Annotated in this window: 18 protein-coding genes; 14 read left to right on the plus strand and 4 right to left on the minus strand. The window is 69.2% G+C overall.

The features are described 5' to 3' along the window. The first annotated feature begins 158 nt into the window (after positions 1-158). The 12 genes from glyA (at position 159) to ACFV0Q_RS08580 (ending at position 11,499) form a co-directional block, all read left to right on the plus strand. Entirely contained in the window at positions 159-1,391 is a 1,233-nt protein-coding gene (glyA, locus tag ACFV0Q_RS08525) for a serine hydroxymethyltransferase (RefSeq protein ID WP_385002466.1), read from the plus strand. Positions 1,392-1,494: 103 nt separating this feature from the next. Then, positions 1,495-2,829 (plus strand): MraY family glycosyltransferase, encoded by a 1,335-nt coding sequence (locus ACFV0Q_RS08530; protein ID WP_385002558.1) that lies wholly within the window; start codon positions 1,495-1,497, stop codon positions 2,827-2,829. 274 nt (positions 2,830-3,103) lie between these two features. Continuing rightward, complete coding sequence (locus ACFV0Q_RS08535) at positions 3,104-3,541, plus strand: hypothetical protein (protein ID WP_385002469.1); 438 nt, start codon at positions 3,104-3,106, stop codon at positions 3,539-3,541. Positions 3,542-3,751: 210 nt separating this feature from the next. After that, positions 3,752-4,591, plus strand: coding sequence for a F0F1 ATP synthase subunit A (gene atpB / locus ACFV0Q_RS08540; protein ID WP_328930422.1), 840 nt, complete (start codon positions 3,752-3,754; stop codon positions 4,589-4,591). An 81-nt stretch (positions 4,592-4,672) separates the two neighbouring features. Beyond that, complete coding sequence (locus ACFV0Q_RS08545) at positions 4,673-4,906, plus strand: F0F1 ATP synthase subunit C (RefSeq protein WP_072483720.1); 234 nt, start codon at positions 4,673-4,675, stop codon at positions 4,904-4,906. Positions 4,907-4,958: 52 nt separating this feature from the next. Beyond that, the gene (locus tag ACFV0Q_RS08550; protein ID WP_266573929.1) at positions 4,959-5,489 is read left to right on the plus strand and encodes a F0F1 ATP synthase subunit B; all 531 of its coding nucleotides are present in this window, start codon (positions 4,959-4,961) and stop codon (positions 5,487-5,489) included. Beyond that, the gene (locus tag ACFV0Q_RS08555; protein ID WP_385002472.1) at positions 5,486-6,301 is read left to right on the plus strand and encodes a F0F1 ATP synthase subunit delta; all 816 of its coding nucleotides are present in this window, start codon (positions 5,486-5,488) and stop codon (positions 6,299-6,301) included. The genes ACFV0Q_RS08550 and ACFV0Q_RS08555 overlap by 4 nt, the downstream gene beginning before the upstream one ends. Before the next feature lie 131 nt (positions 6,302-6,432). Continuing rightward, entirely contained in the window at positions 6,433-8,028 is a 1,596-nt protein-coding gene (gene atpA, locus ACFV0Q_RS08560) for a F0F1 ATP synthase subunit alpha (RefSeq protein ID WP_385002475.1), read from the plus strand. 20 nt (positions 8,029-8,048) lie between these two features. Next, the gene (locus ACFV0Q_RS08565) at positions 8,049-8,966 is read left to right on the plus strand and encodes a F0F1 ATP synthase subunit gamma (protein WP_385002477.1); all 918 of its coding nucleotides are present in this window, start codon (positions 8,049-8,051) and stop codon (positions 8,964-8,966) included. Beyond that, positions 8,966-10,408: a F0F1 ATP synthase subunit beta gene (gene atpD / locus ACFV0Q_RS08570; RefSeq protein ID WP_266625402.1), complete on the plus strand. Its 1,443-nt coding sequence runs from the start codon at positions 8,966-8,968 to the stop codon at positions 10,406-10,408. The genes ACFV0Q_RS08565 and atpD overlap by 1 nt, the downstream gene beginning before the upstream one ends. A 140-nt stretch (positions 10,409-10,548) precedes the next feature. Further along, positions 10,549-10,923, plus strand: a complete 375-nt coding sequence (locus tag ACFV0Q_RS08575; RefSeq protein WP_385002480.1) for a F0F1 ATP synthase subunit epsilon — start codon at positions 10,549-10,551, stop codon at positions 10,921-10,923. A 129-nt stretch (positions 10,924-11,052) separates the two neighbouring features. After that, positions 11,053-11,499 carry a DUF2550 domain-containing protein gene (locus tag ACFV0Q_RS08580; RefSeq protein ID WP_266573924.1) on the plus strand — a complete coding sequence of 149 codons (447 nt, stop codon included), beginning with the start codon at positions 11,053-11,055 and terminating at the stop codon, positions 11,497-11,499. A 102-nt stretch (positions 11,500-11,601) separates the two neighbouring features. On the opposite strand, the gene ACFV0Q_RS08585 is transcribed toward ACFV0Q_RS08580, so the two are convergent. The 3 genes from ACFV0Q_RS08585 to ACFV0Q_RS08595 form a co-directional block, all read right to left on the minus strand. After that, positions 11,602-13,506 (minus strand): glycosyl hydrolase family 18 protein, encoded by a 1,905-nt coding sequence (locus ACFV0Q_RS08585; RefSeq protein ID WP_385002483.1) that lies wholly within the window; start codon positions 13,504-13,506, stop codon positions 11,602-11,604. A 145-nt stretch (positions 13,507-13,651) separates the two neighbouring features. Further along, entirely contained in the window at positions 13,652-14,305 is a 654-nt protein-coding gene (locus ACFV0Q_RS08590) for a response regulator (RefSeq protein ID WP_385002486.1), read from the minus strand. After that, on the minus strand, positions 14,302-15,501 hold the full coding sequence (locus tag ACFV0Q_RS08595; RefSeq protein WP_385002489.1) for a sensor histidine kinase: 1,200 nt from the start codon (positions 15,499-15,501) through the stop codon (positions 14,302-14,304). The genes ACFV0Q_RS08590 and ACFV0Q_RS08595 overlap by 4 nt, the downstream gene beginning before the upstream one ends. 157 nt (positions 15,502-15,658) lie before the next feature. Between ACFV0Q_RS08595 and ACFV0Q_RS08600 the strand changes: the two genes are divergently transcribed. Continuing rightward, complete coding sequence (locus tag ACFV0Q_RS08600) at positions 15,659-16,231, plus strand: hypothetical protein (protein WP_385002491.1); 573 nt, start codon at positions 15,659-15,661, stop codon at positions 16,229-16,231. 7 nt (positions 16,232-16,238) lie between these two features. On the opposite strand, the gene ACFV0Q_RS08605 is transcribed toward ACFV0Q_RS08600, so the two are convergent. Continuing rightward, positions 16,239-16,811 (minus strand): cob(I)yrinic acid a,c-diamide adenosyltransferase, encoded by a 573-nt coding sequence (locus ACFV0Q_RS08605; protein ID WP_385002494.1) that lies wholly within the window; start codon positions 16,809-16,811, stop codon positions 16,239-16,241. Positions 16,812-16,990: 179 nt separating this feature from the next. Between ACFV0Q_RS08605 and ACFV0Q_RS08610 the strand changes: the two genes are divergently transcribed. Continuing rightward, positions 16,991-17,839: a 3-hydroxyacyl-CoA dehydrogenase family protein gene (locus tag ACFV0Q_RS08610; RefSeq protein ID WP_030235820.1), complete on the plus strand. Its 849-nt coding sequence runs from the start codon at positions 16,991-16,993 to the stop codon at positions 17,837-17,839. Positions 17,840-17,957 lie beyond the last annotated feature (118 nt).

Consider the following 17,957-nt stretch of genomic DNA (forward strand, 5'->3'; position numbering starts at 1 on the left):
GGCTCTGCCCCCGGACCCCCGCGCCTCAAACTCCCCCAGCTACCGCTGGGAGGTGCCCCCGGGCGGGGCTGGATATCGGCCGGACTTGCCGTGCGGCGCGTTCATGACGGCGGGGCTATCGTGGCTGGTACCTGACGGGTAGCCCCTGGAGTCGCGCCATGAGCGTCATCACCCAGCCCACGGACCTGCTCCGGCAGCAGGATCCGCAGATGGCCGACGTACTCGCCGGGGAGGCGCAGCGGCAGGCGGAGACGCTGCAGCTGAGCGCCGCCGAGAACTTCACCTCGCCCGCCGTGCTCGCCGCCCTCGGCTCCGCGCTCGCCAACAAGTACGCCGAGGGCTACCCCGGCGCCCGCCACCACGGCGGCTGCGAGTACGCCGACCTGGCCGAACGCATCGCCGTGGAGCGGGCCAGGGCCCTCTTCGGGGTCGAGCACGCCAACGTGCAGCCGCATTCCGGTTCCTCCGCCGTACTGGCCGCGTACGCCGCCCTGCTGCGCCCCGGGGACACGGTCCTGGCGATGGGGCTCCCGTACGGAGGGCACCTCACGCACGGCTCGCCCGCGAACTTCTCAGGCCGCTGGTTCGACTTCGTCGGCTACGGGGTCGACGCCGAGAGCGGGCTCATCGACTACGCGCAGGTACAGGAGCTGGCCCGCACGCACCGGCCCAAGGCCATCGTGTGCGGCTCGATCTCCTACCCCCGCCACCCCGAGTACTCGGCGTTCCGGGAGATCGCCGACGAGGTCGGGGCCTATCTCATCGCCGACGCCGCGCACCCGATCGGCCTGGTCGCGGGCGGCGCCGCGCCGAGCCCCGTCCCGTACGCGGACCTGGTCTGCGCGACCACCCACAAGGTGCTCCGCGGTCCGCGCGGCGGGATGATCCTGTGCGGCGGCGAGTACGCGGAGCGCGTCGACCGGGCGGTGTTCCCCTTCACCCAGGGCGGCGCCCAGATGCACACCATCGCCGCCAAGGCCGTCGCGTTCGGGGAGGCGGCCGGCCCGGCCTTCACCCGGTACGCCCACCGGGTCGTGGCCAACGCCAGGGCCCTGGCCACGGCCCTGGAGGACCGGGGCTTCACGCTCACCACCGGCGGCACCGACACCCACCTGATCAGCGCCGACCCCTCCCGGCTCGGCATCGACGGCCCGACCGCCCGCGGCCGGCTCGCGGCCGCCGGGATCGTCCTCGACACCTGCGCCCTGCCGTACGGGGACCAGCGCGGGATCCGCCTGGGCACCGCGGCGGTGACCACCCAGGGCATGGGGGAGCCGGAGATGGCCCGGATCGCGGACCTGTTCACGGCAGCGCTGCGCGGCGGGGAGGCGGCGGGAACCCGTAAGGAGGTCGGCGAACTCACCCGCAGATTTCCCCCGTCCGGGTCCTAAAGGGACATGAAGGGCTTACCGCAACCGGTACGGGGTACCCGCGCGTCCTCTTGACCGGAGACATCGCGGCTAATGTGTGGGGCTGAGATGGCCGGCGATACATCTGGGGCAGCCCGTGCGTGAATATCTGCTGACGCTTTGCGTCACGGTCGCGGTGACCTACCTGCTGACCGGGCCCGTTCGGAAGTTCGCGATCGCGGCCGGCGCCATGCCGGAGATCCGCGCCCGCGACGTCCACCGGGAGCCGACTCCACGGCTGGGCGGCATCGCGATGTTCGGCGGCCTGTGCGCGGGCCTGCTGGTCGCCGACCACCTGCGCAACCTCAACGGGGTCTTCGAGCTGTCGAACGAGCCGAGAGCCCTGCTGTCGGGGGCGGCGCTGATCTGGCTGGTCGGCGTACTGGACGACAAGTTCGAGCTCGACGCCCTGATCAAGCTGGGCGCGCAGATGATCGCGGCCGGCGTCATGGTGATGCAGGGCCTGACCATCCTGTTCCTCCCCGTTCCGGGCATCGGGACGGTGGCGCTCACGCAGTGGCAGGGCAACCTGCTGACCGTCGCCCTCGTCGTGATCACGATCAACGCCGTGAACTTCGTGGACGGCCTCGACGGCCTCGCGGCCGGCATGGTCTGCATCGCCTCCGCGGCGTTCTTCCTCTACGGCTACCGGATCTGGTTCGGCTACGGCATCGAGGCGGCCGCCCCGGCGACGCTCTTCGCCGCGATCCTGATGGGCATGTGCCTGGGCTTCCTGCCGCACAACATGCATCCCGCCCGGATCTTCATGGGGGATTCCGGTTCGATGCTCATCGGCCTGGTGCTGGCCGCCTCGACCATTTCCATCACCGGTCAGGTGGACCCCGACACGATGGCGCTCTTCGCGGGCGGTGAGCGCAACGCGACGCACGCGATGCTGCCCGCCTTCATTCCGCTGGTGCTCCCGCTGACCATCGTCGCGATTCCCATCGCGGACCTCGTCCTGGCGATCGTGCGGCGCACCTGGAAGGGCCAGTCGCCCTTCGCGGCGGACCGCGGGCACCTGCACCACCGGCTGCTGGAACTCGGGCATTCCCACAGCCGTGCCGTACTCATCATGTATTTCTGGTCGGGCCTGATCGCATTCGGCGCGGTGGCCTATTCGGTCAATTCCGCTTCGATGTGGATCGTCCTCGCCATCGCCGCGCTGAGCGCGCTGGGTCTCGTACTGCTCCTGCTGCCGCGGTTCACCCCGCGGGCTCCGCGCTGGGCCGAGGGACTGGTCCCGCCGCGCTACCGGCACGCGGAGCGCGCCGCGGAGGCGGCCGTACGGGAGGACGCGGGCACGGAGCCGGAGCCGGCGCGGCCGATCGCGGCCGGGGTGGCGGGCGTCAACGGCGCGACCGCGGTAGGCCCCCGTTCGCGCCTCCCCGACCGGCGTAAGGCCGGATCGGCGCGCTGACCGCCGGGGCACATGTCCGACATGAACGCCCTTTACCAGACAAGACAGTTGCCCGTCCCGCACACACGCGCAGGGTCACTCTCATGTGTGACAGTCAGCACACCGGACAGGTAAAGCTCTCATCAAATAGTTTGTGATACCGTTCACTAAACCCGGCGACAGAGCCGAAGGACCGTAGTGCGACGGTCCATTGGCCCGAGGCTCTCACTCGGACCGGGCTTACGCTCGTCCCGTACGAGTCCCGTGCCCCCACCACCACGCGGAGCAAACCGCCATGCGGTCAAATGACGTCCGATCCCTCCTGCAAGCCGCTGTACCCACAGCTGTCGCCGGCGCCATCGCCGCCGTGATCAGCGCGTTGGTCGTAGGCGGCAAGGGGGCCGTCGGAGCCGTCGTGGCCACCGTGGTCGTGATTCTCTTCATGGGCATCGGATTCGTGGTTCTGCAGCGCACGGCGAAATCCCTTCCGCATCTGTTCCAGGCCATGGGCCTCATGCTCTACGCGGCCCAGATCCTGTTGCTCTTCGTCTTTCTCGCCGCGTTCAAGAACACGACGCTGTTCCACCCCCGGGCGTTCGCCATCACGCTTGTCGCCACCACCCTCGTGTGGATCGGCGCACAGACGCGCGCTCACATGAAAGCCAAGATCCTGTACGTCGAGCCCGACTCGACGAAGGCCGAAAAGCCCGAAAATCCGGGGTCGAAGCCGTGAGGGGTAGGGCCGGGATAAGGGCGCGTTCGAGATGCTGCTATCGTCCGGTTCCAACTGCGGCACTGCGGGCGCGGGCATCTGAGCTGACGCCTGTTCCATCGCGAGGCTCGATGCCTGACTGCCGCCCCCACATCCGTTACACCAGTCCAGTGCCGAACCGCGGCTGCACGCCGCGCCGACACAACGAGGTTGCCGTACCTATGCGCCACGCTGAAGGAGCCCGCGGTGAGTGCTGACCCGACTCAGGTGCTCGCCTTCGAGACCGACTGTCACATCTTTGACGGATGTGGCTTCCCCGGCCCGGGCCTGCACTCGTTCCTCTTCGAGCCGCTCTGGGGCGAGCCTGGCCTGACCAGCACGTACTTCAACAAGCCGATGCTGCTGGCCCTCCTGGGCTCCGTCATCATCGTGGGCTTCTTCTGGGCCGCCTTCGCCAAGCCGAAGGTCGTTCCCGGCAAGCTCCAGATGGTCGCCGAGGCCGGCTACGACTTCGTGCGCCGCGGCATCGTCTACGAGACGCTGGGCAAGAAGGAGGGCGAGAAGTACGTCCCCTTCATGGTCTCGCTGTTCTTCTTCGTCTGGGTCCTGAACCTCTGGTCGATCATTCCGGTGGCCCAGTTCCCGGTGACGGCGATCATCGCGTACCCCGCGGCCCTGGCTCTGATCGTGTACGCGATCTGGATGAGCGTCACGTTCAAGCGCCACGGCTTCGTCGGCGGCCTCAAGAACCTGACGGGCTACGACAAGAGCCTCGGCGGCGTGCTGCCGCTCGTCATGGTCATCGAGTTCTTCTCGAACGTCCTGGTGCGCCCGTTCACCCACGCGGTCCGACTGTTCGCGAACATGTTCGCGGGTCACACCCTGCTGCTGCTCTTCACGATCGCCAGCTGGTACCTGCTGAACGGCATCGGCATCGCCTACGCCGGTGTGTCGTTCGTGATGGTCATCGTGATGACCGCCTTCGAGCTCTTCATCCAGGCTGTCCAGGCGTACGTCTTCGTCCTCCTGGCCTGCAGCTACCTCCAGGGCGCGCTCGCCGAGCACCACTGAGCCGGGCCCGCCCCGCTCAGCCCCCCGTATTCGTCCGGTGGCCAACCCCCACCGGTCCGTGAAAGAGAAGGAAGAACTGGCATGTCCCAGACCCTTGCCGCCGTCACCGGCTCCCTCAGCTCCGTTGGTTACGGTCTTTCGGCCATCGGCCCCGGCGTCGGCGTCGGCATCATCTTCGGTAACGGCACCCAGGCCCTCGCCCGCCAGCCCGAGGCTGCCGGCCTGATCCGCGCCAACCAGATCCTCGGCTTCGCCTTCTGTGAGGCGCTCGCCCTGATCGGTCTGGTCATGCCGTTCGTCTACCCGACCTCCTGATCCTCGGTCTCGACGAACAGCCCATTAGACGAAAGGCACTGATGTGAACCTCATGGTTCTCGCGGCAGAGACGGAAAACCCGCTCTTTCCGCCGATCCCCGAGCTCGTCATCGGTCTGATCGCCTTCGTCATCGTCTTCGGCTTCCTCGCGAAGAAGCTCCTCCCGAACATCAACAAGGTTCTGGACGAGCGTCGCGAGGCCATCGAAGGCGGTATCGAGAAGGCTGAGGCCGCTCAGACCGAGGCCCAGAGCGTGCTGGAGCAGTACAAGGCCCAGCTCGCCGAAGCCCGGCACGAGGCCGCGCGCCTGCGCCAGGACGCGCTGGAGCAGGGCACTGCGCTCAAGGAAGAACTGCGCGCAGAGGGCCAGCGGCAGCGTGAGGAGATCATCGCTGCCGGCCACGCCCAGATCGCGGCCGACCGCAAGGCCGCCTCTCAGGCGCTGCGTCAGGACGTGGGCAAGCTCGCCACCGACCTGGCCGGAAAGCTCGTCGGCGAGTCCCTTGAGGACCACGCCCGGCAGAGCCGCACGATCGACCGCTTCCTCAGCGAGCTCGAGGAGAAGGCCGAGGCGGCCCGATGAACGGAGCGAGCCGCGAGGCGCTGGCCTCCGCGCGCGAGCGTCTCGACGCGCTGACGGACAACACGTCCGTCGACGCGGCGAAGCTCGCCGGTGAGCTGGCTGCCGTCACCGCGCTGCTCGACCGTGAGGTCTCGCTGCGTCGGGTCATCACGGACCCGGCGCAGTCCGGCGAGGCCAAGGCCGAGCTGGTCGGCCGTCTGCTGTCCGGCCAGGTGGGCGGGGAAACCCTCGACCTGGTGTCCGGCATGGCGCGCTCCCGCTGGTCGCAGTCCCGCGACCTGGTGGACGCGCTGGAGGAGCTGGCGGCCACCGCCGACCTCACGGCGGCCCAGCAGACCGGCGCGCTCGACAACGTCGAGGACGAGGTCTTCCGCTTCGGCCGGATCGTGTCGTCCAGCACCGAGCTGCGCTCCGCGCTGACCGACCGCGCGGCGACCGCCTCCGCCAAGAGCGAGCTGCTGCGCAGCCTGCTCGGCGGCAAGGTGAACGCCGTCACCGAGCGCCTGGTGATCCGTCTCGTCACGCACCCGCGTGGACGTAGCCTGGAAGCGGGACTCGAGTCCCTCTCCAAGCTCGCCGCCGAGCGCCGTGACCGCATGGTCGCCACCGTGACCAGCGCGGTTCCGCTCAGCGACGGACAGAAGCAGCGCCTCGGCGCTGTGCTGGCCAAGCTGTACGGCCGCGAGATGCACCTGAACCTCGACGTGGACCCCGAGGTCCTCGGCGGGATCTCGGTGCGAGTCGGCGACGAGGTCATCGACGGCACCATCGCGGACCGCCTTTCCGAGGCGTCCCGCCGCATGGCCGGCTGACCTCAGCCACCAATAGAACAACGCATTCCTAGCGGCCCGGTTGGGCCGTGCAGAACTTGCAGAAGATTCCTGGGGGTCGCCCCCAGACCCCTAAGAAGCTTCAGGCCCAACAAGGAGAGCAGGGAACCCAGATGGCGGAGCTCACGATCCGGCCGGAGGAGATCCGGGACGCACTGGAGAACTTTGTCCAGTCGTACCAGCCGGACGCGGCCTCGCGCGAGGAGGTCGGAACGGTCAGCGTTGCCGGCGACGGCATCGCGAAGGTGGAGGGCCTGCCCTCCGCCATGGCGAACGAGCTGCTGAAGTTCGAGGACGGCACCCTCGGTCTCGCCCTCAACCTCGAGGAGCGCGAGATTGGTGCGGTCGTCCTCGGCGAGTTCAGCGGTATCGAGGAGGGCCAGCCGGTGCAGCGCACCGGTGAGGTTCTCTCCGTAGGCGTCGGCGAGGGCTACCTCGGCCGCGTCGTCGACCCGCTCGGCAACCCGATCGACGGTCTCGGCGAGATCGCGACCGAAGGCCGTCGCGCCCTCGAGCTGCAGGCCCCGGGCGTCATGGTCCGCAAGTCGGTGCACGAGCCGATGCAGACCGGCTACAAGGCCATCGACGCGATGGTGCCGGTCGGCCGTGGCCAGCGTCAGCTGATCATCGGTGACCGTCAGACCGGCAAGACCGCTCTGGCCGTCGACACGATCATCAACCAGCGCGACAACTGGCGCTCCGGCGACGTGAACAAGCAGGTTCGCTGCATCTACGTCGCCATCGGCCAGAAGGGCTCGACCATCGCGTCCGTTCGCGGCGCCCTGGAAGACGCCGGCGCGCTCGAGTACACGACGATCGTCGCCGCCCCGGCGTCCGACCCGGCCGGCTTCAAGTACCTGGCGCCGTACACCGGTTCCGCCATCGGCCAGCACTGGATGTACGCCGGCAAGCACGTCCTGATCATCTTCGACGACCTGTCGAAGCAGGCCGACGCCTACCGCGCCGTGTCGCTGCTGCTGCGCCGCCCGCCGGGCCGTGAGGCCTACCCGGGTGACGTCTTCTACCTGCACTCCCGTCTGCTGGAGCGCTGCGCGAAGCTCTCCGACGACATGGGTGCCGGTTCGATGACCGGTCTGCCGATCGTCGAGACCAAGGCGAACGACGTGTCGGCGTTCATCCCGACCAACGTCATCTCCATCACCGACGGCCAGTGCTTCCTGGAGTCCGACCTGTTCAACGCGGGCCAGCGCCCGGCGCTGAACGTCGGTATCTCGGTCTCCCGCGTCGGTGGCTCGGCCCAGCACAAGGCCATGAAGCAGGTTTCCGGCCGTCTGCGCCTGGACCTCGCCCAGTACCGCGAGCTGGAGGCGTTCGCCGCCTTCGGTTCCGACCTGGACGCCGCGTCGAAGTCCTCGCTGGAGCGCGGCAAGCGTCTGGTCGAGCTGCTGAAGCAGGGCCAGTACCAGCCGATGCCCGTCGAGGAGCAGGTCGTCTCCGTCTGGGCCGGTACCACCGGCAAGATGGACGACGTCCCGGTCAACGACATCCGTCGCTTCGAGTCGGAGCTGCTGGAGCACCTGCGCCGTGAGCGCAAGGACCTCCTCACCTCCATCGCCGACGGCGGCAAGATGTCGGACGACACCCTGACGTCGATCGCGGACGCCATCGCCGGGTTCAAGCGCCAGTTCGAGACCTCGGACGGCAAGCTCCTGGGCGAGGACGCGCCGGCCGTCAACGTCTCCAAGTGACGACGGAAGGGACCTGACTCATGGGAGCGCAGCTCCGGGTCTACAAGCGTCGCATCCGTGCCGTCACGGCGACCAAGAAGATCACCAAGGCGATGGAGATGATCGCCGCCTCGCGCATCGTCAAGGCGCAGCGCAAGGTGGCGGCGTCGATGCCGTACGCGACCGAGCTCACCCGTGCGGTGACCGCGGTGGCGACCGGTTCGAACACCAAGCACGCCCTGACGACCGAGGTCGAGACGCCGACCCGCGCCGCGATTCTGCTCATCACGAGCGACCGCGGTCTGGCCGGCGGCTACTCCTCCAACGCCATCAAGCAGGCGGAGCGGCTCACCGAGCGGCTGCGCGGCGAGGGCAAGGAGGTCGACACGTACATCGTCGGCCGTAAGGGTCTGGCCTACTACGGCTTCCGCGAGCGCAAGGTCGCGGATTCGTGGACCGGCTTCACCGACAGCCCGGCCTACGCCGACGCCAAGCGCGTCGCGGCGCCGCTGATCGAGGCCATCCAGACGGAGACGGCCGAGGGCGGCGTCGACGAGCTGCACATCATCTACACGGAATTCGTGTCGATGATGACGCAGAACGCGGTGGACGGCCGGATGCTGCCGCTCAGCCTCGACAAGGTCGAAGAAGAGGACGGTGCGAAGGGCGAGATCCTTCCGCTGTTCGACTTCGAGCCGTCGGCGGAGGACGTCCTCGACGCCCTTCTGCCGCGCTACGTCGAGAGCCGCATCTACAACGCACTGCTGCAGTCGGCCGCTTCCGAGCACGCCGCCCGCCGCCGCGCGATGAAGTCGGCGACCGACAACGCCGGGGATCTCATCAAGAGCCTCTCCCGGCTTGCCAACGCGGCCCGCCAGGCCGAAATCACCCAGGAAATCAGCGAGATCGTCGGTGGCGCGAGCGCCATGGCTGACGCGACCGCGGGGAGTGACAAGTAATGACGACCACTGTTGAGACGGCCGCCGCCACGGGCCGCGTCGCCCGGGTCATCGGCCCGGTCGTCGACGTGGAGTTCCCCGTCGACGCCATGCCCGAGATCTACAACGCGCTGAAGGTCCAGGTCGCCGACCCGGCCGAGGACGGCAAGCTCAAGACGCTGACCCTGGAAGTCGCCCAGCACCTGGGTGACGGCCTGGTCCGCACCATCTCGATGCAGCCCACCGACGGTCTGGTCCGCCAGGCCCCGGTGACCGACACGGGCGAGGGCATCACCGTCCCCGTCGGTGACTTCACCAAGGGCAAGGTGTTCAACACCCTCGGTGAGGTGCTGAACTACCCCGAGGCGAACGCCGAGGTCACCGAGCGCTGGCCCATCCACCGCAAGGCGCCCCGCTTCGACGAGCTCGAGTCGAAGACCGAGATGTTCGAGACCGGCGTCAAGGTCATCGACCTTCTCACCCCGTACGTCAAGGGTGGAAAGATCGGTCTGTTCGGTGGTGCCGGTGTCGGCAAGACCGTTCTGATCCAGGAAATGATCTACCGCGTCGCCAACAACCACGACGGTGTGTCGGTGTTCGCGGGCGTCGGTGAGCGTACCCGTGAGGGCAACGACCTCATCGAGGAAATGGCCGACTCGGGCGTCATCGACAAGACGGCGCTTGTCTTCGGCCAGATGGACGAGCCCCCGGGCACGCGTCTTCGCGTCGCGCTCGCCGGTCTGACCATGGCGGAGTACTTCCGCGATGTGCAGAAGCAGGACGTGCTCTTCTTCATCGACAACATCTTCCGTTACACCCAGGCCGGTTCGGAGGTGTCGACCCTTCTGGGCCGCATGCCGTCCGCCGTGGGTTACCAGCCGAACCTGGCTGACGAGATGGGTCTGCTGCAGGAGCGCATCACCTCGACCCGCGGTCACTCGATCACCTCGATGCAGGCGATCTACGTCCCCGCGGACGACCTGACCGACCCGGCGCCGGCCACCACCTTCGCCCACCTCGACGCGACGACGGTTCTTTCCCGTCCGATCTCCGAGAAGGGCATCTACCCGGCCGTGGACCCGCTGGACTCGACGTCCCGCATCCTCGACCCGCGGTACATCGCGGCGGACCACTACGCCACCGCGATGCGCGTCAAGGGGATCCTGCAGAAGTACAAGGACCTCCAGGACATCATCGCGATCCTCGGTATCGACGAGCTGGGCGAGGAGGACAAGCTCGTTGTCCACCGTGCCCGTCGCGTCGAGCGCTTCCTGTCGCAGAACACCCACGTCGCCAAGCAGTTCACCGGCGTCGACGGTTCGGACGTTCCGCTCGACGAGTCGATCGTGGCCTTCAACGCGATCTGCGACGGAGACTACGACCACTTCCCCGAGCAGGCGTTCTTCCTGTGCGGTGGCATTGAGGACCTCAAGGCCAACGCCAAGGAGCTGGGCGTCTCCTAATCGGACGCGTCCCCTCACGGGGCGCGGCTGATTGAAGGACCAATGGAGAGGGGCGGGTGTGTCCCGTCCCTCTCCCCACGCCCATTAGAATTTGACCCAACACCCGGCTGAACCGCCGGGTGGTGACCCGAGGAGCCACCTTGGCTGCTGAGCTGCACGTCGAGCTGGTCGCGGCGGACCGCAATGTCTGGTCCGGCGAGGCCACCCTTGTTGTCGCCCGCACCACGACCGGCGACATCGGCGTCATGCCCGGTCACCAGCCGCTTCTCGGTGTGCTGGAATCGGGCCCGGTGACCATCCGTACCAGCGGGGGCGACACGGTCGTCGCCGCGGTGCACGGCGGTTTCATCTCGTTCGCGGACAACAAGCTGTCCCTGCTGGCCGAGATCGCCGAGCTCGCGGACGAGATCGACGTCCAGCGGGCGGAGCGGGCACTGGAGCGCGCGAAGTCGGAGGCCGACGCGGCCGCCGAACGTCGCGCCGATGTCCGGCTGCGCGCGGTGACGGGGCACTGAGCCCCGTACCGAAGAGTTTGATACCTCAGCCGCGGTCCGTTCTGGAATTTTCCAGACCGGGTCGCGGCTGAGGCGATGCGGATCCTTTTTTGTTTTGCGGGAATTCGATGAGCGAGGAGGTCGGTGAAGATGCTCCTCGCTCTGCTTGTGAGCGGCCTGGTCGTAGCCCTGGTGGTGATCGGGCTGTTTGTGTTCGGGCTGCGCCGCAGACTGATCCAGCGCTCCGGCGGGACCTTCGACTGCAGCCTGCGCTGGGGCGTGGCCGACGAGCCCGACGTCTCCGGCAAGGGCTGGGTCTACGGGGTCGCCCGCTACAGCGGTGACCGGATCGAATGGTTCCGGGTGTTCTCGTACTCCCCGCGCCCGCGCCGGCTGCTGGAGCGTTCCTCGATCGAGGTGCTCGCCCGCCGTGCGCCCGAGGGCGAGGAGGAGCTGGCCCTGCTGTCCGACGCCATCGTGCTCGGCTGTTCCCACCGGGGGACGCGCCTGGAGCTGGCGATGAGCGAGGACGCGCTGACCGGGTTCCTGGCCTGGCTGGAGGCGGCGCCTCCCGGCCAGAGGGTGAACGTGGCCTGAGGGCCCGCGGACGCACCGAAGCCGGGGAGACGGGGGCGGACCCGTCTCCCCGGCTTCGTCACATCACAGGAGCAGTGCGGTACCGGGGGCAGTGGGTGGGGGTCACTGCAGTCCGGTGTGGATCGCGCCGGCCAGTTCGCCGTTGGCGGTGTCGCCGCTGAACTCCCAGAAGAAGGCGCCCTTGAGGCCCTGCTGCTTGGCCCAGGACATCTTTCCGGCGATCGTGGCGGGGGTGTCGTAGCTCCACCAGTTGCCGCCGCACTTGGCGTACGCCGTGCCGGCGACGGTGCCGGTCGTCGGGCAGCTGGTCTTGAGGACCTTGTAGTCCTCGATGCCCTGCTCGTAGGTGCCCGGCGCGGGGCCGGTGGCGGTGCCGCCGGGGGCGGCCTGGGTGACGCCGGTCCAGCCGCGGCCGTAGAAGCCGATGCCGAGGTTGAGCTTGGAGCCGGCGATGCCCTTGCCCTTGAGCTTGGTGATGGCGGCCTCGGAGTTGAAGCCGGCGATCGGGATGCCGGAGTAGGAGGTCAGCGGGGAGTGCGGGGCGGTCGGGCCCTTGGCGTCCCAGGCGCCGAAGAAGTCGTACGTCATGACGTTGTAGAAGTCGACGTACTGGGCGGCGCCACCGTAGTCGGCGAGGTCGAGCTTGCCGCCGTTGGAGCCGTCGGCGGAGATCGCGGCGGTCACCAGGTTCGAGCCGCCGAACTTGGTGCGCAGGGCCGACATCAGGTTCTTGAAGGAGGCGGCGCCGCTGGTGTCGCAGGACAGCCCGCAGGCGTTCGGGTACTCCCAGTCGATGTCGATCCCGTCGAAGACGTCCGCCCAGCGCGGGTCCTCGACCAGGTCGTGGCAGGACTGGGCGAAGGCGGCCGGGTTCTGGGCGGCCTGACCGAAGCCGCCGGACCAGGTCCAGCCGCCGAAGGAGTAGATGACCTTGATGTTCGGGTACTTGGCCTTCAGCTTGCGCAGCTGGTTGAAGTTGCCGCGCAGGGGCTGGTCCCAGGTGTCGGCGACGCCGTCGACGCTCTGGTCGGCGGTGTAGGCCTTGTCGTAGTCGGCGTAGGAGTCACCGATGGTGCACTTGCCGTTCTGGACGTTGCCGAAGGCGTAGTTGATGTGGGTGATCTTGGCCGCCGTGCCCGAGGTCACCAGGTTCTTGACGTGGTAGTTGCGCTGGTAGACGCCCCAGTCGGTGAAGTAGCCGAGCTTCACCCTGGCGCCCGGGTCGCCGGGGTCGCCGGGATCCGTACCACCGCCGGGGGTGGTCACCGAGAGGGAGCCGGAGGAGGGGCCGGTCTGGTCCGCGGTGTCGCGGGCCGTGACCGCGTAGGCGTACGTGGTGCCCTTGGTCAGGCCGGAGTCGTTGAAGGTGGTACCGGTGACGGTGGCGATCTTGCTGCCGCCGCGGAAGACGTCGTAGTTCTTGACGCCCTTGTCGTCGGTGGCCGCGGACCAGGACAGGGTCAGCGCGGTTTCGGTGACGCCGGTCGCGGTGGGGGTGCCGGGTGCCGAGGGCGGGCTGTCGGTGGGGGTGGTGCCGCCCTCGCAGGAGCCGCCGTTGACCTTGCAGCCGGCGGGGGCGCCGGGGCCCGCGCCGTTGAAGCCGAAGCTGGCGGTGGCGCCGGGGGCGAGGGTGCCGTTCCAGCCGACGTTCTTGGCCGTCCAGTGGGTGCCGGAGCTGGTGACGGTGGCGTCCCAGGCCGAGGTGACCGAGGTGCCCGAGGGGTAGTCCCACTCCACGGTCCAGCTGCTGAGGGTGGTGGTGCCGGTGTTCTTCACCGTCCACTTGCCCTCGAAGCCGGTGCCCCAGTCGGAGACCTTGGTGAAGGTGGCGGTCGCGGAGGCGGCGGCCTGCGCGGGCCCGGCGAGGCCCACGAGGCCGGCGACGGGCAGGGCGAGGGCGGCCACCGTGGCGGCCAGCCTCCGGAACAGGCTCGTGCGTCGTGGGGGTGCTGTGCTCAAGGGTGCTCCTCCGTAGGTCCGGAGCGGTCGTGGGGCCGACTGCTCCATGGGGTGGGACCTGCGCCGCCCGTGAGCACGCGGTGTCACAGCCCTCGGAGGCTTTTGACATGGCACGCTCACCACAGTGTTGCGGTGAGATTAGAAAGGTCTGGACCAAGCGTCAAGAGGTCCAGACCTCACCTCCGCTACCGGTCTAGATGCCCAACTCCTGTGCCAGTACCGCCGCTTGGACCCGACTGCGCAGCCCCAGCTTGCCCAGCAGCCTGCTGACGTGCGTCTTCACCGTCGCCTCCGCCATCTCCAGCCGGACCGCGATCTCCGCGTTCGACAGACCCTCGCCCAGCGCGCCGAGCACCTCCCGCTCGCGCCGCGTCAGCGAGTCCACCGCCGCGGCCGCCGCCGGGCGCACGGGGCTCCGTACCGCCCGCGGAGCGGCGAACTCGGCGATCAGCCGACGGGTCACCGCCGGGGCGATCATCCCCTCGCCGCGCGCCACCGTCCGCACCCCGGCGATCAGCTCCGCCGCGTCCGCGTCCTTCAGCAGGAAGCCCGCGGCGCCCGCGCGCAGCGCCCCGAACACGTACTCGTCCAGGTCGAAGGTGGTCAGCACGAGGACGTCGGCCAGCCCCTCTCCGACCACCTGGCGAGTGGCCGAAACCCCGTCCAGACGCGGCATCTGCACGTCCATGAGGACCAGATCCGGCCGCAGCTCGCGGGCCAGGCGCACCGCCTCCTCGCCGTCGGCCGCCTCGCCCACCACCTCGATGTCCCCCGCGCTGCGCAGGATCAGCACGAGGCCCGCCCGTACGGCGCTCTGGTCCTCGGCCACCACGACCCTGATGGTCATACCCGCACCGCTCTCTCCTCCGCGGGCAAGGCCGCCCGCACCTGCCAGACGGCCCCGGCGGGACCCGCCGTGAACGTACCGCCGAGCAGTTCCGTCCGTTCCCGCATGCCGATCAGCCCCGCCCCGGAGCCGGGAGCGCGGGGGCCGGACCGGTCCCCGTACGGGGAGTCCACCTCCACGGTCAGCAGCCCGTCGTCGTCGCGGCCCACCCGCACCGTGACCGTGCCCGGGGCGGCGTGCTTGAGGGCGTTGGTCAGCGACTCCTGCACGATCCGGTACGCCGCGAGCTCGACCGGGGCCGGCAGCGGCGGCCCGGGCTCCCGCGCGTCGAGCAGTACGAAGTCCAGCCCGCTCGCCGCCCCGTTCGTACGGGCCTGCCCGACCAGGGCCTCCAGCCCGTCCAGCGAAGGCACGGCCACCGCCTCCTCCCCGGCTCCCGCCTCGCGCAGCAGACCGATCAGCCGGCGCATTTCGGCCAGCCCCTGGACGCTGTTCTCGCGGATCACCCCCAGGGCCTCGCGGCTGGTGGCGGGGGAGTCGATGGACAGCGCGGCGGTCGAGTGGATGGCGATCGCCGAGAGGTGGTTGGCCACCATGTCGTGGAGCTCGCGGGCCATCCGGGCGCGCTCGGCGGCCACCGCCTGCGTACGGTCCATCTCGGCCAGCAGCGCCGTCTGCTCGGCGCGCAGCCGGGCGGCCACCGCGGCCTCGCGGTGGTTGCGCAGGGTGGCGCCGGTCAGGGCGGGGGCGAAGCTGACGATGCCGGTGACCACGCCGATCAGCAGGGCCTGCGGGGTGCGCAGCCAGGCCAGGGCCGCGATGGTGACGACGAGGGTGATCAGGCCGGTGCTGACCGGCAGCCGGCGGGCCATGGAGGGCTTGCCGTAGACCACCGCCGCGTACATCAGGTCGGTGAAGATCACGACGGTGGCGAGGCTGCCCACCGTGAACTGGTCCGCGATCACGCCGATCGTGCCGACGGCCAGGATGAGGTTCGGCAGCGTACGGCGCACCAGCTCCAGCGACCCGAGCACCACCAGCGGGACCAGCGCCGCCCAGTCGGGCAGGAAGTGCCGCTGGCCGGAGCTGTACACCCCGAGCGACCAGAGCAACAGGCCGGCGAGCACGCTGACCACCGCGAGCAGGACGTCGTCGCGGTGCGGGGGAGGGATCTTCGGGAGCACGGTCCCATCCAACAGGGTCCGTGGCGCCGGGGCCTCGGCGCGGGGTCGGAGGCACCGGTACATCGAAGGGTGCAGTCCTCTTTCGTCACTGGCGACGAGGTGGCGGCGCCCGGCGGCCGCCAACCTGGAAGAGAACCCACACCCCGCCGCCGTGAACGGAGCCTGCGCCGTGCTCGTCGCCCTTGTCATCGCCTGCGAGGTCGGATTCTGGGTGCTGCTGGCCCTCGGACTGGGCCTGCGCTACCTCGCCCGGAAACCGAGGCTCGGCGCCGCGGTCCTGCTGTGCGAGCCGCTGCTGGAGCTGACCCTGCTGGTCGCCACCTGCGTGGACCTCAAGAACGGGGGCGAACCCGGCTGGACGCACGGGCTCGCCGCCCTCTACATCGGCTACACCGTCGGCTACGGCCACTACACCGTGAAGTGGCTCGACGGGCACGCGGCGTACCGCTTCGGCGACGGTCCGAAGCCCCCCGGCCCGAAGTACGGCAAGGCACGCGCCGTTCACGAGTGGAAGCTGTGGGCGCGGAGCCTGGCCGGGGCGGCCGTCGCGCTCGCCCTGCTCCAGGCCGGCATCTGGTACGTAGGCGACGCCGCCGACACCGGCAGCCTCCAGGCGTGGCAGTTCACCGCCCTGCGGATCCTCGGCATCCAGGGGCTGATCGCCGCGACCTACACGATCTGGCCGCGCAAGGCCCCGGAGACCACCCCGGCCCGCGACGGCGAACCGGCGGCCCGCGGTTAGGCCTTCCCTAGCGCTCGCCGCCGGGCACCCACAGGACGTCCCCGGCCTCCTTGTTGGCGGTGCGCGCCAGGATGAAGAGGAGGTCGGAGAGGCGGTTGAGGTAGGTGGCCGTCAGCGGGTTCATGACCTCGCCGTGCACCTCCAGCGCCGACCACGTCGAACGCTCGGCACGCCGGACCACGGTGCAGGCCTGGTGCAGCAGGGCCGCGCCGGGCGTGCCGCCGGGGAGGATGAAGCTGCGCAGCTTCTCCAGCTCCTCGTTGAAGAGGTCGCAGTCCGCCTCCAGCTTGTCGATGTAGAACTGCTCCACGCGCAGCGGCGGGTACTGCGGGTCCCGCACGACCGGGGTGCACAGGTCGGCGCCCACGTCGAAGAGGTCGTTCTGCACGCGTACCAGGACCTTCACGACCTCCTGCGGCAGCGCCCCCAGCGCGATGGCCGTCCCGATCGCGGCGTTGGCCTCGTTGGCATCCGCGTACGCCGAGATGCGCAGGTCGGTCTTCTGCGTACGGCTCATGTCCCCCAGGGCGGTCGTGCCCTTGTCGCCGGTACGGGTGTAGATACGCGTCAGGTTCACCATGCGGCCAGGGTAGTGCGGGCCAACTGCGGGCGGCCCGCGCACTGCTGGGCCGTACCGGTGTGATGTCCGTCATCTGAGACGTGACGCGTGTTACTTCGCGGTCACACCGTCCCTCACTGGCGCTAGTCTCCGCCGGAGGGGCCATGAGACTGGGCCGTATGGGAAACGAGGGGTGTGCAGTGGCTGGGAAGCTCGCCGTCATCGGTGCTGGACTGATGGGTTCCGGGATCGCTCAGGTCTCCGCTCAGGCAGGTTGGGACGTCGTCCTGCGGGACGTCACCGACGCCGCCCTGACGCGTGGCACGGACGGCATCAAGGCCTCGTACGACCGGTTCGTGGCCAAGGGCAAGATGACGGCCGAGGACGCCGAGGCGGCCCTCGCCCGGATCACGACGACCACCGACCTCGACGCGGTCGCGGACGTGGACATCGTCGTCGAGGCGGTCTTCGAGAAGCTCGAGGTCAAGCACGAGATCTTCCGCACCCTGGACGACCTGGTGCGCGAGGACGCGGTGCTCGCCTCCAACACCTCCGCCATCCCGATCACCAAGATCGCGGCCGTGACGAAGCGTCCGGAGCGGGTCGTCGGCGCGCACTTCTTCTCGCCCGTCCCGATGATGCAGCTCTGCGAGCTGGTGCGCGGCTACAAGACGAGTGACGAGACCCTCGCCACCACCCGCGCGTTCGCCGAGTCGGTCGGCAAGACCTGCATCGTCGTCAACCGCGACGTCGCCGGGTTCGTGACGACCCGTCTGATCTCCGCGCTGGTCGTCGAGGCCGCGAAGCTGTACGAATCGGGCGTCGCCTCCGCCGAGGACATCGACATCGCCTGCAAGCTCGGCTTCGGGCACGCGATGGGGCCGCTGGCCACCGCCGACCTCACCGGCGTCGACATCCTGCTGCACGCCACCAGCAACATCTACACCGAGTCGCAGGACGAGAAGTTCGCGCCGCCGGAGCTGATGCGCCGCATGGTCGACGCGGGCGACATCGGCCGCAAGAGCGGGCAGGGCTTCTACAAGCACTGAGCACGACCGTTCGAATCTCCGCACCCTACGGGGTGAATTAGGTATCGGTTCGCTCACAGTCGGCAACTTCCCTGCCCGCGAGGCAGTCAGATGCAGTGAGAGTTGCCGACCACGGAAC

Source organism: Streptomyces sp. NPDC059564 (assembly GCF_042735575.1).
Classification (GTDB): Bacteria; Actinomycetota; Actinomycetes; order Streptomycetales; family Streptomycetaceae; genus Streptomyces.

Excerpts from the sequence above, each read along its gene's own strand:
- glyA (WP_385002466.1), top strand. The coding sequence starts at position 159 with ATGAGCGTCATCACCCAGCCCACGGACCTGCTCCGGCAGCAGGATCCG.
- ACFV0Q_RS08535 (WP_385002469.1), top strand. The coding sequence starts at position 3,104 with ATGCGGTCAAATGACGTCCGATCCCTCCTGCAAGCCGCTGTACCCACA.
- ACFV0Q_RS08545 (WP_072483720.1), top strand. The coding sequence starts at position 4,673 with ATGTCCCAGACCCTTGCCGCCGTCACCGGCTCCCTCAGCTCCGTTGGT.
- ACFV0Q_RS08550 (WP_266573929.1), top strand. The coding sequence starts at position 4,959 with ATGGTTCTCGCGGCAGAGACGGAAAACCCGCTCTTTCCGCCGATCCCC.
- ACFV0Q_RS08555 (WP_385002472.1), top strand. The coding sequence starts at position 5,486 with ATGAACGGAGCGAGCCGCGAGGCGCTGGCCTCCGCGCGCGAGCGTCTC.
- atpA (WP_385002475.1), top strand. The coding sequence starts at position 6,433 with ATGGCGGAGCTCACGATCCGGCCGGAGGAGATCCGGGACGCACTGGAG.
- ACFV0Q_RS08565 (WP_385002477.1), top strand. The coding sequence starts at position 8,049 with ATGGGAGCGCAGCTCCGGGTCTACAAGCGTCGCATCCGTGCCGTCACG.
- atpD (WP_266625402.1), top strand. The coding sequence starts at position 8,966 with ATGACGACCACTGTTGAGACGGCCGCCGCCACGGGCCGCGTCGCCCGG.
- ACFV0Q_RS08580 (WP_266573924.1), top strand. The coding sequence starts at position 11,053 with ATGCTCCTCGCTCTGCTTGTGAGCGGCCTGGTCGTAGCCCTGGTGGTG.
- ACFV0Q_RS08585 (WP_385002483.1), bottom strand. The coding sequence starts at position 13,506 with ATGGAGCAGTCGGCCCCACGACCGCTCCGGACCTACGGAGGAGCACCC.
- ACFV0Q_RS08590 (WP_385002486.1), bottom strand. The coding sequence starts at position 14,305 with ATGACCATCAGGGTCGTGGTGGCCGAGGACCAGAGCGCCGTACGGGCG.
- ACFV0Q_RS08605 (WP_385002494.1), bottom strand. The coding sequence starts at position 16,811 with ATGGTGAACCTGACGCGTATCTACACCCGTACCGGCGACAAGGGCACG.